At 70.7% G+C, this 14,741-nt stretch carries 11 protein-coding genes; 8 read left to right on the plus strand and 3 right to left on the minus strand.

Features of this window, described 5'->3' with window-relative positions:
- Positions 1 to 70: 70 nt before the first annotated feature.
- The 5 genes from FB474_RS01385 to FB474_RS01405 all read left to right on the plus strand — a co-directional run bounded on the left by FB474_RS01385 (position 71) and on the right by FB474_RS01405 (position 8,378).
- On the plus strand, positions 71 to 2,692 hold the full coding sequence (locus FB474_RS01385) for an alkaline phosphatase family protein (RefSeq protein WP_185745989.1): 2,622 nt from the start codon (positions 71 to 73) through the stop codon (positions 2,690 to 2,692).
- A 1-nt stretch (position 2,693) separates the two neighbouring features.
- Entirely contained in the window at positions 2,694 to 4,319 is a 1,626-nt protein-coding gene (locus FB474_RS01390) for a CehA/McbA family metallohydrolase (RefSeq protein WP_141787022.1), read from the plus strand.
- A gap of 205 nt (positions 4,320 to 4,524) precedes the next feature.
- The gene (locus FB474_RS01395; RefSeq protein WP_141787023.1) at positions 4,525 to 5,712 is read left to right on the plus strand and encodes a GNAT family N-acetyltransferase; all 1,188 of its coding nucleotides are present in this window, start codon (positions 4,525 to 4,527) and stop codon (positions 5,710 to 5,712) included.
- Between the two features lie 282 nt (positions 5,713 to 5,994).
- Positions 5,995 to 7,236: an alkaline phosphatase family protein gene (locus FB474_RS01400; RefSeq protein WP_246091999.1), complete on the plus strand. Its 1,242-nt coding sequence runs from the start codon at positions 5,995 to 5,997 to the stop codon at positions 7,234 to 7,236.
- Positions 7,233 to 8,378, plus strand: a complete 1,146-nt coding sequence (locus tag FB474_RS01405) for an alkaline phosphatase family protein (RefSeq protein WP_141787025.1) — start codon at positions 7,233 to 7,235, stop codon at positions 8,376 to 8,378. Before FB474_RS01400 ends, FB474_RS01405 begins: the two co-directional genes overlap by 4 nt.
- Before the next feature lie 135 nt (positions 8,379 to 8,513).
- Here FB474_RS01405 and FB474_RS01410 read toward each other — a convergent pair whose 3' ends face one another.
- On the minus strand, positions 8,514 to 9,107 hold the full coding sequence (locus FB474_RS01410) for a LamG-like jellyroll fold domain-containing protein (RefSeq protein WP_185745990.1): 594 nt from the start codon (positions 9,105 to 9,107) through the stop codon (positions 8,514 to 8,516).
- Positions 9,108 to 9,283: 176 nt separating this feature from the next.
- The gene (locus FB474_RS01415) at positions 9,284 to 10,225 is read right to left on the minus strand and encodes an alkaline phosphatase family protein (protein ID WP_141787027.1); all 942 of its coding nucleotides are present in this window, start codon (positions 10,223 to 10,225) and stop codon (positions 9,284 to 9,286) included.
- Between the two features lie 722 nt (positions 10,226 to 10,947).
- Here FB474_RS01415 and FB474_RS01420 point away from each other — a divergent pair.
- The 3 genes from FB474_RS01420 to FB474_RS01430 all read left to right on the plus strand — a co-directional run bounded on the left by FB474_RS01420 (position 10,948) and on the right by FB474_RS01430 (position 13,287).
- The gene (locus tag FB474_RS01420; protein WP_141787028.1) at positions 10,948 to 11,232 is read left to right on the plus strand and encodes a hypothetical protein; all 285 of its coding nucleotides are present in this window, start codon (positions 10,948 to 10,950) and stop codon (positions 11,230 to 11,232) included.
- A gap of 158 nt (positions 11,233 to 11,390) precedes the next feature.
- Complete coding sequence (locus FB474_RS01425) at positions 11,391 to 12,374, plus strand: undecaprenyl-diphosphate phosphatase (RefSeq protein ID WP_221632399.1); 984 nt, start codon at positions 11,391 to 11,393, stop codon at positions 12,372 to 12,374.
- Positions 12,375 to 12,651: 277 nt separating this feature from the next.
- On the plus strand, positions 12,652 to 13,287 hold the full coding sequence (locus FB474_RS01430; protein WP_141787029.1) for a SemiSWEET family transporter: 636 nt from the start codon (positions 12,652 to 12,654) through the stop codon (positions 13,285 to 13,287).
- Positions 13,288 to 13,540: 253 nt separating this feature from the next.
- On the opposite strand, the gene FB474_RS01435 is transcribed toward FB474_RS01430, so the two are convergent.
- The gene (locus tag FB474_RS01435; protein WP_141787030.1) at positions 13,541 to 14,209 is read right to left on the minus strand and encodes an 8-oxoguanine DNA glycosylase OGG fold protein; all 669 of its coding nucleotides are present in this window, start codon (positions 14,207 to 14,209) and stop codon (positions 13,541 to 13,543) included.
- Between the last annotated feature and the right edge of the window lie 532 nt (positions 14,210 to 14,741).

The following is a 14,741-nucleotide window of genomic DNA, read 5'->3' on the forward strand; positions in this document are numbered from 1 at the left end:
GGTGCTGGCAGTCGGGGGCGGGGGACTGGTTGCCGTGCAGGCCAGGGCCGCCGGGAATGGGCTGCCACATGTGAGCCCGTACAGCCCGACCGGACAGTACGCCGAGGGTGCCTCCCTGGTCAGCGGTCGCCTGGTGCAGCCGGTCGGCCGGCGCACCACGCTGGGGGACTTTCCCGTAGCTTCGGCGGCCTCCCCGGACGGCCGGGTCGTGGTCGTGGCCAACAGCGGCCAGGGCGAGGGGGCGCCGGAGCAGGGGGACGAGGCGCTGCAGGTGGTCGACACCCGCACCGGTGACGTGGTGCAGACGGTGCGCGACCACGAGCCGGGCAAGCCCACGTTCTACGAGTCCGGCCTGACGTTCAGCCGCGACGGCCGGCATCTGTTCGCCACAGGCGGAGGCAACGACCAGGTCTACGACTACGCCGTCACCGGAGATCGGCTGCACCTGCTGCACCGCTGGAAGAGCTCGGCGCGGGCCGGCGCGCCGACCGTGGTCGGGACCCGCAACGGCGGCATCCCCAGCAGTGCCCCCATCGCTGGCGACGCCGCGGCCTACAGCCGAGGGCTGGCCCTGACGCCGGACGGCTCCGCGGTGCTCGTGGCCAACGAGCAGGGCTCCACATTGGCGGCGTTGTCCACCACCCACGGTGCGCTGAAGTGGGAGACCACGCTGGGAGGCCCGGGGCAGCCCGGCGGCGCCTACCCGGAAGCTGTTGCGGTCAGCCCGGGAGGTGGCACGGCCTACGTCGCCGCGCAGGGGCTCAACGCGGTCGCGGCGGTGGACACCCGCACCGGGGCGGTGCGCGGGCTCGCCCCGGTGGGTGACCACCCGGTGGCGCTGGCCTTGGACGGCACCGGTCGTCACCTGTACGTCGCCAACGCCAATGACGACTCCATCTCGGTGCTGGACGCCACCGCCGCGGTTCCTCGGGTCGAGCGGCAGCTGTCCACCCACCTGGTGCCCGGGGAGGCGAATGGCTCGACCCCGGACGCGGTGGCCGTCGATGACCACTCGGGTCGTGTCTACGTGGGCCTGGCAGGGGACAACGCCACCGCGGTCCTGGAGGACCCCTCGCACCGCCACTCGTCCCCGGACCCGGCGCGGCTGGTGCCCCGCGGCGCGATCCCTACCGGCGCCTACCCGACCGCCGTGTCCGTGCTCCGCGACGGGCAGGTGCTCACCGCGGCCGCGAAGGGGCTGGGTGGGGCACCGATCACGGACAAGCAGCAGTACATCGTCAACAAGCGGCACGGGCTGCTCACGGCTGTGCCGCGTCCAAGCACCCCTCAGCTGGCGGACTGGACCACGCGGGCGCGCGCCGACCTGCTGTACCCCACCCAAGCCAACGCCCAGCGCCCGGCGGACTCCCCGATCCCGGACGCCGCGCACGCCGGCCACAGCCCGATCAAGCACGTGATGCTTGTGGTCCGGGAGAACCGCACCTTCGACCAGGTCTTCGGTGACCTGCACCGCCCCGGCGCGGACGTCCAGCCCGCCTACACCGAATTCGGCGCCAAGGACGCCCAAGGGCGCACCCTCACCCCGAACGCCCACCGGTTGGCCGACCGGTTCGGGCTCTCGCAGAACTTCTACAGCGACGGCGAAGCGAGCATCCAGGGTCACCACTGGACCGCCGAGGGGGTCTCCAGCGACTACACCGAGAAGAGCTACCTGCACTACTACTCCAACCGCAACCACCCGTACGACCCGACCGCCCCGATCGTCTACCCCCGGTGCGGGTCGGTGTTCCAACAGCTGGCCGCCCAGGGCAAGAGCTTCCACAACTTCGGTGAGATGGTCGGCCTGGCCACCTCCCAGGCGCCGACCGTCCGGCCGGCACCCGGCGCCCGCTGCGCCACCCCCGGAGGGGTCCACGACGGGCAGTCAGCGGCGAGCTTCTCCAACACCCTGGGTGCCAACCTGTCACTGACCTCGGTGCCGGACACGGCCAAGGAGCAGGACATCGAGAAGGAGCTCGCCCCGCTGGTGGCCGCCGACCGGCTGCCGCAGTTCATGTACGCCGTGCTGGGCAACGACCACACCGACGGCACCGAGGCGGGCAAGAAGACCCCGCAGGCGCACGTGGCCACCAACGACCTGGCCGTCGGCAACCTCATCGACTACCTGTCCCACACCCCGCAGTGGAAGGACACTGCAGTCTTCGTCGTCGAGGACGACAGCCAGGACGGGCTGGACCACCGTGACGGGCACCGCAACATCCTGCTGGCCGCGTCCCCGTGGGTCCGGCCGGGTGCCCTGTCCTCGCTGCACGTCTCCCAGGCCTCGGTGCTGCACACCATCGAGCTCATCCTCGGCATCGCACCGCTGTCCTCCTACACGCAGTACGCCGCCGTCCCCTACGACATGTTCACCGCCCACCCGGACCCGACGCCGTACACCGCTGTCACCCCCACCTACCCGATGGACGCCAAGAACCCCTCGACCACACCCGGCACCGCGGCCTCGGTCCCGCTCGACCTGCGCGTCGCCGACGTCGCCGGCCCGATGCTTGAGGCGCAGATCTGGGAGGCCACCCGCCCAGGGGCGCCGATGCCCCCAGCCCTGCTGGAGGAGCTGGCGAGCCGAGGCGGTATCCGCCAACAGGCCCTGGACGCCTGGGCGCACGGACGGCCGTGCGGGTGCAGCCCGCTGGGGCCGGGCCTGGCCGCCGCCCCGGGCGAGGGGGACTGACGTGGATGCCTTCACCCGACGCCTTCTGCTGCGCGGCGCGGCCGCCGGCGCCGCAGCGCTGGGCGGCGCGGCCGCCACGGGTACCCCGGCGACCGCCCGCACCGCCGCCCGAACCCGGCCGGGACAGCGACTGACCCTGACCACCACGGTGGTCGGGACCGGCTCGTACGCGCAGCTGCCCTTCCCCGTGCCCCGAGGGGTGCAACGCATCGACGTGGCGATGACCAAGAGCAGCAGCCAGGCCTCGCTCGGGATTGGCCTGTTCGACGCCCACGGGCCGGGGTACCAGTCCGCCGGGTTCCGCGGTGTCTACGGCGAGGAACGCGCCGCGTTCCACGTCTCGACCGCCGACGCCTCACCGGCGTTCGTACCCGGACACATGCCCGCCGGCACTTGGACCGTGCTCATCCCGGTGTTCAAGGCGCCGGTACCGACCACGGTCACGGTCACCGTCGACCTGTCCTTCGACCCCCAGGGCGCCCCGTTCCGCCCAGGGCCCGAGCCGGGCGTCGTGCTCGACGCGCCCGGCTGGTACCGCGGCGACCTGCACTGCCACACCACCGCCAGCTCCGACGCGTGGGCCTCCGGGTCCGCGATGACCCCGGCGGAGTGGGCCACCGCCTGCCGCGCCGCCGGCCTGGACTACGTCGCAATGACTGACCACAACGTCATCAGCCAGAACTACTTCCTGGCCCGTGACGCCGGCGCCGACATGTTGCTGATGCCCGGGGAGGAGATGACCAATTGGTTCCACGGCCACGCCACCGTCTCCGGCCTCGAAGTCGGCCAATGGCTGGACTTCCGGCAGAGCCCGCTGGGTGCACCGTTGCCCACCGGTGGGGCCCGGATCCGTGAGTTCATCTCCGTGGCCGAGTCCATGGGCGCCTACGTGGCCGCCGCGCACCCGCTGGGAGCGCACCTGAGCTGGCAGTTCATGGCTGACGCCGAAGCCGACCCGCGCTCGCGCACCCATGGTTTCGAGGTGTGGACCGGGCCCTGGCAGGCCGATGACGAGGCCTCCCTCGCCGCGTGGGACACCATGCTGAACAGCGGCTGGCGCACCGTCGCCAACGGAGGCAGCGACCTGCACGGCGTCCGCAACGACGGCGGTTTCGCCGTGGGCAAACCCACGACGGTCGTGTATTCCGCCCGCCTCGCCAAGCGCGACATCATCACCGCGCTCAAGGCGGGGCGGTGCTTCATCACCCGGGACCCGAACGGCGTCGAGGTCTACCTGACCGCCACCGCGCCCGGGCAGGAAACGTACGTGGGCGGCTCGGTGTACGGCGCAGCCGGCGACCCCGTCACCATCCGGGTCCGGGTGCGCCAAGCGGGCGGCATGCGCCTGATCCTCGTCGCCAACGGATCACCAGTCGATGTCGTGCCCGTGGCCTCCGACGACCAGGCCGTCGAGGTCACCATCCCCGTGCCGCCAGGCGGCGGTTACGTGCGCGCAGAGGTCCGTGGCATACCCCGCCGCGTTCCGGACAACCCTGCCGCAAACGAGGGGGACATGGAGGCCCTGACCAACCCCATCTTCCTCTCCGACGGGCCGGTGCCCGCCGAGCACCGAGCCGAGCGGGCCCCCGCGCCGGACCAGCCCGGGCCACGACGCCAAACCGCGTAGGGCTTGCCGGTAGGTGCCACGAGCAACACGGCACGCGGCATCGGTCCACCATCACGGCGGGCGGGAGACACACCAGGCGCCGTCCGACGCGTCTCCCGGCCCGGCATTTCCGCGTACCCGCAGGCGCCCTGAGGTCGGTCAACGGCAGGGTTGCCACAGCGGGCGGGGAGGATGTGCTGGGGGCGTGGTCCTACAGGATGACCGCGTGCCGGGCGCCGCGGGGTCCCGCCCCGAGCAGCCCTCCCTCGCGACGCGCGTCACGGGCTCAGTCCCGCCTGAGCCCGGCCGGGTCGGGCCGGGCATGACGGTGGCCCGTTCTGGTGGGCGCCGCTGCCTTGAGGGCGCGGTGGTCAGCCCCGCGCCGCGAGAGCAGTGGTCCGCGGTGCTGGCAGCCGACCCGGCCGCGTCCGTCTTCCAGAGCCCGGCATGGTTCGACGCGGCGGCGGCCGTCACCGGAGCACGCGACGCCAGCCGCCTCTACGAGACCAACGACGGGCGCCGGCTGGTGCTGCCGCTGCTGCGCCACCGCACGTTGCCCGGCGTCGCCCTCGAGGCCGGTCATCCGCACCCGTTCGGACCCGGTGGGCTGCTCGCCGCCGGGGGGCTGCGACCGGACGACGTGCGGTTGGTGCTGTCCGACCTGGCTGGCTCACCGGCGGTGAGCACCCGCATCACGGCGTTGTACGACGTCGCCGAACGCTGGGAGGCCGGCCTCCCCCCACGGGCCACCGCCACCCGGCTGCCCGTCCATGTGCTCGACCTCGAGGGTGGCTTCGACCGCGTCTGGGGCGAACGGTTCCACGCCTCGGCGCGCAAGGCGGTACGCCGGGCCGAACGCGCCGGCCTCACCGTCGACCGGGACACCACCGGCAGGCTGGTCCCGGCGCTCTACGACCTGTACCTCGCGTGGACCACCGAGCGTGCCCAAAGAACGGGCCTGCCGGTGCCGGTGGCGACCGCCCTGGCCAGGAGGCGGCAGCCGCTGCCCATGTTCGAGGCGCTCGCCACCGCCCCGGGCCTGGAGGGCCGCACGTGGCTGGCCAGCTACCAGGGCGAGCCCGTCGCCGCGCTCATGACCTTCGTCCACGGGGCTCACGGCATCTCGTTCCGCAGCTACGGCCTGCGGGAGCACGGCGCTCTGCATGCCAGCCACCTGCTGAAGCGGCTGGCGATCGAGGACGCCTGCGTGAGCGGGTGCCGCTGGTTCAGCCTGGGGATGTCCGGCGGGGCGCCCGGCCTGGTGGCCTTCAAGGAGTCGCTGGGCGCGATGCCCCGGTGGTCGCTGGAGTGCCGGGTCGAACGGCTACCCCTGTCCCGGCTGGAGCGGGTGCGTCAGCGGGCCGAGTCGTCGGCGGTGTCCGCCATCACGCGCCTGCGCGGCCGCGGCGCCTGACGGCAGGCACCCGCTCACCCGTCCCTCGGCCAAGCCTTGAGGACCTGGTCCTGCCAGCAGGGCCGTCATACGAACACCACGCATCCCCGCGGTTGGCTTCGGCCCTGCCGAACTCTGGCCGGAGTCGCCGCTGAGCCGTGTCGTGCGTCCCGCCGCGTGGGTGAGCGCAGCAGGGGTGAACGAGAAGTGAACTTTGTCCCTGAAGTTCGCAATGTCCCTTGTGTTCGCTCTACCTTCATTGCCGTGAGTGTGACGCGGAGACAGTTTCTGGGTTCCGCGGCTGTGGTGGGGGGCGCGGCCGCGCTGACCGGTGGGTCGTTCCTGACCCGGGCGCAAACAGCGTCGGCGGCAACGACGCTGCCCGCGCCGGGCAGCTCGGGCATCGACCACATCGTGGTCGTGATGATGGAGAACCGGTCCTTCGACCACTTCATGGGCTGGCTACCCGGCGCCGACGGCAAGCAGGCCGGCTTGAGCTTCACGGACCGGTACGGCGCCACCCACTCGACCTACCACCTGACCCAACCCGCCAGCTGCGGGCACCAGGACCCGGACCACTCCTACGAGGGCGGCCGGATCCAGCTCGACGGCGGCGCCTGCGACGGCTGGCTGCGCGCGGGCGAGGACGACCTGCTGCCGATCGGCTACTACCAGCAGGCCGACCTGGGCTTCCTGGGCAAGGCGGCCCCGGCGTGGACGATGTGCGACCGGTACTTCTCCGCCGTGCTCGCCGAGACATACCCGAACCGGTTCTACATGCATGCGGCGCAGACCGACCGGATCCACAACTCCACGGCCACGGCGACCATGCCGACCATCTGGGACCGGCTGTCGGCGGCCGGGCTGAGCGGGAAGTACTACTACTCCGACGTGCCGTTCCTGGCGCTGTGGGGCAGCAAGTACCTGCCGATCGCGCACCCGTTCGCGACGTTCCTGTCCGACGCCGCCGCGGGGACCCTTCCGGCGGTGAGCTTCATCGACCCGCGCTTCGAGGATGAGGCTTCGGGGTCATCCTCCGATGACCACCCGCACGCCGACATCCGGGCAGGGGAGCAGTTCCTCAACCAGGTGTATGCAGCGGTCACGTCCAGCCCGAACTGGTCGCGGACGCTGCTGGTGGTCAACTTCGATGAGTGGGGCGGGTTCTATGACCACGTCGCCCCCGCGACCGCACCCGATGTCAGCTCGACTACCGCGCTGCGCGGGTTCCGGGTCCCGGCCCTGGTGGTCTCGCCGCGCGCGCGCCGCGGGTACGTCGCGCACAACACCTACGACCACACGTCGGTGCTGAAAGCGATCGAGTGGCGGTGGGGCCTGCCGGCGTTGACGCCCCGGGACTCCGCGGCGCGCAACATTGCCGAGGTCCTCGACTTCTCCAGCGCCCCCAACCTGAGCGCGCCGACGTTCGTGATACCGCCGTTCACGGCCACCGCCTGCTCGCCCGCCCCGGCGAGCGGGCCGGAGCAGTCCGAGTGGGGCGACCTGAAGACCAAAGCCGCAGCCGAAGGGTGGCCCCTGCCATGAGCACCACACCTCGTACGACCAAGCGAGTCCTTGCCCTCCTGCTCGCCGCCGCGGTGGTGCTGCTCGGCGCCGGTCTGGCCCGCCCGGACGCCAGCCGCGCCGCGACCGCGACCCCGACGTCGACCTCGGCGTACGTGCCGCCGGTCAAGCATGTGTTCGTCATCAACATCGAGAACAAGGGCTACGACACCACCTGGGGCGCCGGCTCGGCCGCCCCCTACCTGGCCCAGACCTTGCGCTCCCAGGGCGTGCTGCTGAACACCTACTACGGAACCGCGCACAACTCCCAGCCCAACTACGTCGCGCAGATCTCCGGGCAGGGTCCCAACGCCCAGATGCAGGGCGACTGCCAGGTCTACTCGCAGTTCGCGCAGACCGGGACCGCGGCTCCTGGGCAGGCGGTCGGCAACGGGTGCGTCTTCCCGGCGTCGGTGCCCAACCTGACCGACCAGCTGAAGTCCAAGGGGCTGGCCTGGAGGGGCTACATGGAGGACATGGGTACGCCCTGCCGCCACCCGGCGCTGAATGCCACCGACGACACCCAGAAGGCCCGGGTCGGGGACCAGTACGCGGCGCGGCACAACCCGTTCATGTACTTCTCCTCCATCACTGGCGCTGCCGACTGCGGCCAGCACGTGGTCGACCTGAACCAGCTGTCCACCGACCTCGCGTCGACCAGCACCACGCCGAACCTGTCGTACATCACCCCCAACCTGTGCCACGACGGGCACGACTCGCCGTGCGTGGACGGCCAGCCCGGCGGCCTGACCAGCGTCAACTCCTGGTTGCAGACCTGGGTGCCCAAGATCCTCAACAGCCCGGCCTACAAGAACGACGGGATGCTGGTCATCACCGCCGACGAGTCCGATGGCCCGCAGTCCGATGCCACCGCCTGCTGCGGCGAAGGTCCTGGTCCGAACGCCGCCCTGCCCGGCATCACCGGCCTCGGCGGCGGGCGCATCGGCGCGCTGGTGCTGTCCCGCTACGTCAAGGCCAACACGTGGAGCACCACCAGCTACAACCACTACTCCCTGCTGGCCTCCATCGAGGACGTCTTCAAGCTCCCGTACCTGGGCTACGCCGGTTCCTCGGGTCTCAACCGGTTCGGTCTGGACGTCTACAACAGCGGCTGGAACAAGTAGGCGAACCCGGACGCCACCTGTGGATCCGAGCAGCGCTCTGGCTCCGTCGATGACGTCGAATTTCTCAGTGCGCGGGGTGAGTTCCCACCGGAGTTACAGGAGGCCGAACCGCAGCGCGGGGTGGCGTTGCTGGGCTCATCCGATGACGAGGGTTGCCTCGTCTGCGTCCCCGACATACCCGTGCGTGGCGTTGGGCTTGGCGCCGATGGTCAGGTCGGCGCTGTTGGCGATGGAGTCGCCCTGCCAGGCGACGGTCTTCCCTGAATGACCGTCCAGCTCAACCCAGGCCTGGGTGGTGTTGAGGTGGCAGGTGACCACGTGCCATTTCCCGTCGAGGATGCTGGCGGGGGCGAAGGCCTTGGCGTGGCTGCCGGTGGCCCCGTTGAAGGCGCAGTCGGGGAAGCCGAACTTGGGTCCGGTGTGGGTGGCGTTGATCTCGAGCTTGTAGGCGCCGCCGGTCGCGGTGGCGGTGCCCTTCTCCACGACGTTGTAGTCCCCGGCCGGGACGTTCGCCGCCATCCGCAGGTGGATGCTGAGGGTCAGTGGGCTGGTGCCGGGGTTGAGCGTGCTGTCGTTGGGGACCCGGACGACTCCGCCGGTCTGGGTGAAGGTGTAGCCGGTGGTGCCGTCATCGGATGGGGTCCCCGTGGTGACGCCCGTGCTGATGGTCCCGTTGTGGCCCAGACCGGAGGAATCCACCATCGTGCCCGCTCCGGGCGCTTCGTCCATATGCCACAGCCCCACCACGGTCCCGGCCGAGGGGGCGCGGGCTGCGTCCGCTGGGGCAGCGACCGCCAGGGACGCCGTGGTGAGCAGTCCCGTCACCACCGCTGCGAGGGAGGTATGCGCTCGGGCCGCGCGAGGCTTCCGGGTGTGGCGGTCGCGTGACGGGATGCGGGGTGTCATCAGAACCCGAAGTCGGCGCGCATGCTGCCGGCTGAGGTCGCGTTGCCCAGCCGTGGAAGGCCGAGCATGTCCTCGGTCGTGGCCAGCTGGCTGTAGTGGGAGTAGAAGGTGCCCGAGCGCGTCCCGGGAAAGATGCTCGGCGCGATGACGATGGTGGCGACGTGGCAGGAGGCGTCGGTGGCGGCGTTGGTGGGGTCAAGGCAGTTCTCGCCCTGGTAGTTCACCGTGGTGCTCTTCGGGCCGTTGCCCTCGTCCCAGGTGAGGAAGATGGCGGTGCGGCCGGCCGCGTAGGTCGAGCTGTTGACGATCTTGGAGATCTCGGTGTTGAGCCAGGTGTCCCCGTTCGTCAGGGCGGAGGCGACGGGGTTGTTGTGCATGTTGTGCGCGTTGTCGGCGGCGATGAAGGCGAAGGTCGGCAACGCGTTGTTGCTGAGGTCGGTGTCGAGCTGGGTCTCGGGGACGTCCCAGGCGGGGCAGTCGGATTTGGTGTCGGTGAACCAGACTGGCGGGTTGTGCACCTTGGAGTAGTTGCCGGCGTTGGTGCGGTAGCAGTTCGCCGGCATGGACTGCATGTAGGCCCGCCAGGTCTTACCGTGGGCCCGGAGCTGGCCGAAGATCGTGGGTGGGGTGCCCTTGACCAGACCGCCCGAGCTCATCGCGATGTAGTCCCCGAGCGAGTTGTGCGTCTCGGGGTGGAAGTTCGTCGCGAGCCCGCAGCCAGGGATCAGTGTTGTGTTGATGAAGGGTGCGTACTTGGACCCGACTACGGTGTCGTAGTTCTTGTCCTCGTCGACGATCCAGACCACGTGGTCGTACACGGCCGGAGCCGTTGCGGCCGTCCCGCAGGGCTGCGGCGCGGCCGCCGCGGCGGGGGCGGCGCCTGAGGCTGCGCCGAGGCCGAGCAGTAGGGCGAGTACCGGCATGGCGGCTGAACGCAGCATCGATGACCCCCGATGAAGAGAAGCGCAGGATGTGTCGGCGGTCGCCTGCCCCGCCCGCCCAGGTTGGTGGGATGTCCTAGGCCCGGCACGAGATTAGGACCACCCCCGGCACCCACACCTGCGATCAAAAGCGTGCAACGCGCTACGTCTCCTGAGGGTCGACCGCCCCGTGTGCCAACTCCTCAAATCGTTCGCCGCCATGTGCTCCCCGAGAAGGGCGGTCGACGTCAGAGCGCATCGTCCGTGGGGGTGCTGGCGCGCTCATCGGCAGGACCATCCGCAGCCCTGATGGGGTCCACACCAAGCTGCGGCCGCGGTGGACCGGGCGCCATCCTGGGCGGCGCGCAAGCAGTTCAGCCACGCTTCAAGGGCTTCTCCAGCGCCCGGGTCGAACTCGAACCGACGCGCGTCACCAGACTCCAGCGCCAGAATTTACGGCTGCGGCGATCGCCTGGAAAAGGGTCGGCGGGGGCTGGACTGCCCGTCCCGAGCTGGGGGAACACTACGAACCAGGGCGTCCAGCTGCACCACGCTCAGGGATGCGAGGGGCCCGTCGGGTTGAGTCTTTCGCGGCGCGGGCGAGCCAGACGGCTTGCGTGAGGTCAAGCGCGCTCACCACTTCCAGCGAGGGCCCGTTCCTGACGTGGCGTGGGCGCATAGGCGTTGCGCTGCGTTCATGCGCGGGGCGACCGGGGCTCATTCTCAGGGTGGAGAGTGACGCCGTGAACGCGACAGTCATGGCGTCCAACCCTCGCGGCAGCTCCAGTGATCTCGGGGCCACAACGCCCGACCTTCCCAGCCGCATTCGCCGGGCCTTGCTGTGGCGCGACGAAGCCGAGCTGGCATTACTGAACCCGATCGTGCTCGCCCTGGCCAAGGGCGAGGCGACCCTGGACGACATCGAGACGCTGGACGCGGAACAGGCCCTGTGGCTCGTTGCCGCCCGGGCGCAGGAACGCCGGGATATCGCGTTCATCAAGAATCCCGGCCGCGCCCGCCGGTCCTAGCCGGGCCCAAGCTGCTCGACGCAAAGAAGTGTGACCGTTCGGGGGATCCCCGGTCACGGCACGGTCGGGGACCCTTCGTGAGGTGGGCAGCACTGAGTGGGCGGGCAAGCTCAGGCCGTCTGTGGTGATGCTCAGCCGCCGAGCTCGGGAGGACAACAGTGCTGACGTACCTTCAGGCCGCAGTCATCGGTCTGCTTCAGGGCGTGACCGAGCTGTTCCCCGTCTCGAGCTTGGGGCACTCGGTCCTGGTGCCGGCGTGGCTCGGCGGTTCCTGGGAGCACCTGGTGACCGAGTCCGCCACGCAGACCAGCGAACAGAGCCCCTACCTGGCCTTCATCGTGGCGCTCCACGTCGCCACCGCCGTTGCCTTGCTGGTCTTCTTCCTGAACGACTGGGTCCGCATCATCCGGGCGTTCTGCCGCAGCCTGGGCCCCTCGTTGCGGGCCCGGCGCCTGGTCGCTGCAGACCCCGACGAGCGCCTGGCCTGGCTCATCGTCCTGGCGACCATCCCGGTCGGCCTCATCGGCCTCGCCCTGGAGCACACGTTCCGGACCCTCTTCGCCAAGCCCCTGGCTGCGGCCATCTTCCTGACCCTCAACGGGCTCATCCTCCTGCTCGGCGAATGGCTGCGCCGCCTCGCCCCGGCCGATGAAGCGGAGGAAGGCACGGCGCAGCCCGTGGTCGAGGCCATGGCCGCCGGGGCCCATGGCGCTGCCGTTGCCGACCCGCCGGTAGAGGCGGTGCGCGGGCGGCGCACCCGCCGCCTGGCGACGCTGCACTACGGCGAGGGCGTGGTGATCGGCCTGTTCCAGTCCTTCGCCCTGCTGGCGGGCATCTCCCGCTCCGGCGTTTCCATGGTCGGTGGGTTGGCGCGGGGGCTGTCGCACCGCGACGCGGCGCGGTTCTCGTTCCTGCTGGCCACCCCGGTCATCCTGGCCGCGGGGGTGCTGAAGCTGCCGACGCTGGCCGGCCCGGCCGGACACGGCATCCTCGGTCAGGTCGTGCTCGGCTCTGTGGTGGCCGGCGTCGCGGCATACGCTTCAGTGCGGTGGCTGACGCGGTACTTCGAGACGCGCACCCTGACCCCGTTCGCGGTGTACTGCCTCATCGCCGGGATCGCCTCGATCATCCGCTTCGCCTGACCACCGGGCGAGGCGGACACGGCGGCCGCCAGCAGCGGATGCCCACGCTATTCCTCAGGTCCCGGCCTGGTTCCGGGAAGGCGAAGTTCACCCGGCCTCCATGTGACTGTCGCCGGGTCACGCTCCGCGACCACCCGTGCCACGCCTAGCATTTCCTCGACGCGGGTGACTCCGGCCAGTCAAGGCATCGCTTCTCAGTCCCACGCGGTCAGCGCACCCCCTACAGGGCCCCCACTGACCGCGTTCCCGTGCGTGAGTCAGGAAACCCAGAAACGACATGAGCGTCGCCATGGTCGCCGGCGCCTTGAGCACCGCGTTCGCCTTCGCCTGCGCCGTCCCCCAAGCAGTCCGGCTGCTTCGCGTGCGACGGGCCGCCGGTGTCAGCGTCGCGGCGCTGGCGAACTCCACCCTCTGCGGGATCGCCTGGATGACCTACGGGGCAGTCATCCACGATCCATGGGTGGTCATGCCAGCCCTGGTGGGCCTGCCGGTGACCGCGACCTCACTCGTGCTCGCCTGGTGCCGGGGAGGCTCGCGGTCCCAGCTGTGGCTGCCGTGCGCCTGGTTCGCGACCATTGCCACGGCAGCGTGTGTCGCCCCGTGGGCCGGCGCGGTCCCTATCACCGCGGTGCTCGGTTGTTCCATCGCCCTGCTGATCACCCCGGCGGCCATCACGGCCTGGCGCAGCCATGACGTGTCGGCGCTGGTGGCAAGCTCGTGGATGCTGCTGATCACCGACGCCGTGATCGCCGGCACCTACGGTTGCCTGGCCCACGTCACGGCCAACCTTCTGTACGCCGCGGTCGCGGTGGCCGGCTCCTTGGTGATCCTGGTGCGGCTTGCCCTGCCAGCCCATGTGTATGGCCGGCTCGTTCACCGCACCGGCAGGCCGCCAGTACCCGTCGTGCCCTGATCGACAGCATCCAACGACCCGGGGACGAGGGAGCCGCGGAGGTATGGGCACTGAACCAGTCGTGAGGGTCGCGGCTTTCGGGTGAGCTGGGTGAGACGGCATCAGCCCGTGGACCGACCAATCGGGCACACGCCCCCAGGTAGCGCTAGTGGACCCTGCAGCCGGTGGACAATCGTCACCTCCGGAACCTGCGACGAGCGTTCGATGGGCCAATCTGTGGCCGGCTTCGACGCAGTGATCGGCGCGGTTTGGCTCAGGGGGCCTCGGGTGCGGGGGTTCCGCTCAGGGCGGCGATCGCGAGTTTGTCGCTCTTGCCGACGTTGAACAGGACGAGCTCGATGACGTCGGCCTCGGTGTCCCAGGCCGCGGCCCAGCGTTCGGCCAAGTCCAGGTAGGTGGCGTACTGATCGGCGGTCCAGCCGGCGTCCGGCCAGCTCCACCCGCAGAGCTGGTTGAGGGCCAGGGCGACGTACCGATCCAGGATGAGGGGCCGCGGGTGTTCGGTGGTGTGGTTGTACCCGGCGAAGTAGAGCACCTTCGTGCCAAACGCCGGCCCCAGGTGCTTCACCGAGGGGCCCCTGTCGTGCAGGGTCCGATACGCGGCAACTGGTCCGTCCTGCAGCATCACGTTCACGGCGTGTGCCACGGAATCCCCCACGGCGGCCAGGTCGGCATGAAACACGCGCAGACGTCGCGCACGCCCCCGAGCGCTGGTCGACGTGCCCCAGATGCTGGTCGCGACGAGGGTGTGGATGGCGCCGACGGGGTCGCCCGCGCGGTCGGCGATGGCGAACAGGGCGCGTCGGTCGATCCAGCGGCGGTCGATGCTCTCCGGGCACGCATCGAGCTCCGGGGGCCAGGCGGCCGGGTCCAGGCGGGAGGACCACCTGTGCGCCTTGAACCAGAAGCCCTGCTGGAGCACGTGCCGGTCCCGGTTCGGGGGCGTCCCGCGAAACGGCAGGGGCGGGAGCACGGTGGTCACAGTGGTGACGATACGGCTCTTGCGATCACCCCGAAGTGTTGTCGCGCGACGCGGGCGAAGCCCCATCGACCTCACCGGCGAAGGTCAAGCGGGCGGACGCTACGGAGCGCCTGCCTGACGCAAGGAGGCGCCCGGTCCGGTCGGGCATAGCGAAGTCGTGTGCTTGGCCTGCTTCCGGCGAACCGTGCCGGACTCTGAGGTGACCACCCGACCGGGGGGTGTGCGGGCGCGACCCGCGCCACCCGGCGAGGAGCAAACCACGCGATGAGCGGGGTAAGTCGGGCAAAGCACCGTGGGCGTCGAGGCGGCTCTTCCGTGGCGACGCGACGGGGGCGATTCTGGCGGTCGGTGCCCGCGGGCCGCGCATCCGCACCAGCCCGAGCAGCCGGCGTGCACCCCGTCGCGGCAGTCCAGGCACGCTGGCGGCGGCCCAGACGGTCGCCGTCTCCGCCGTCTGCGAATCGGCCAACTC

It is taken from the genome of Oryzihumus leptocrescens (assembly GCF_006716205.1).
Lineage (GTDB): Bacteria > Actinomycetota > Actinomycetes > Actinomycetales > Dermatophilaceae > Oryzihumus > Oryzihumus leptocrescens.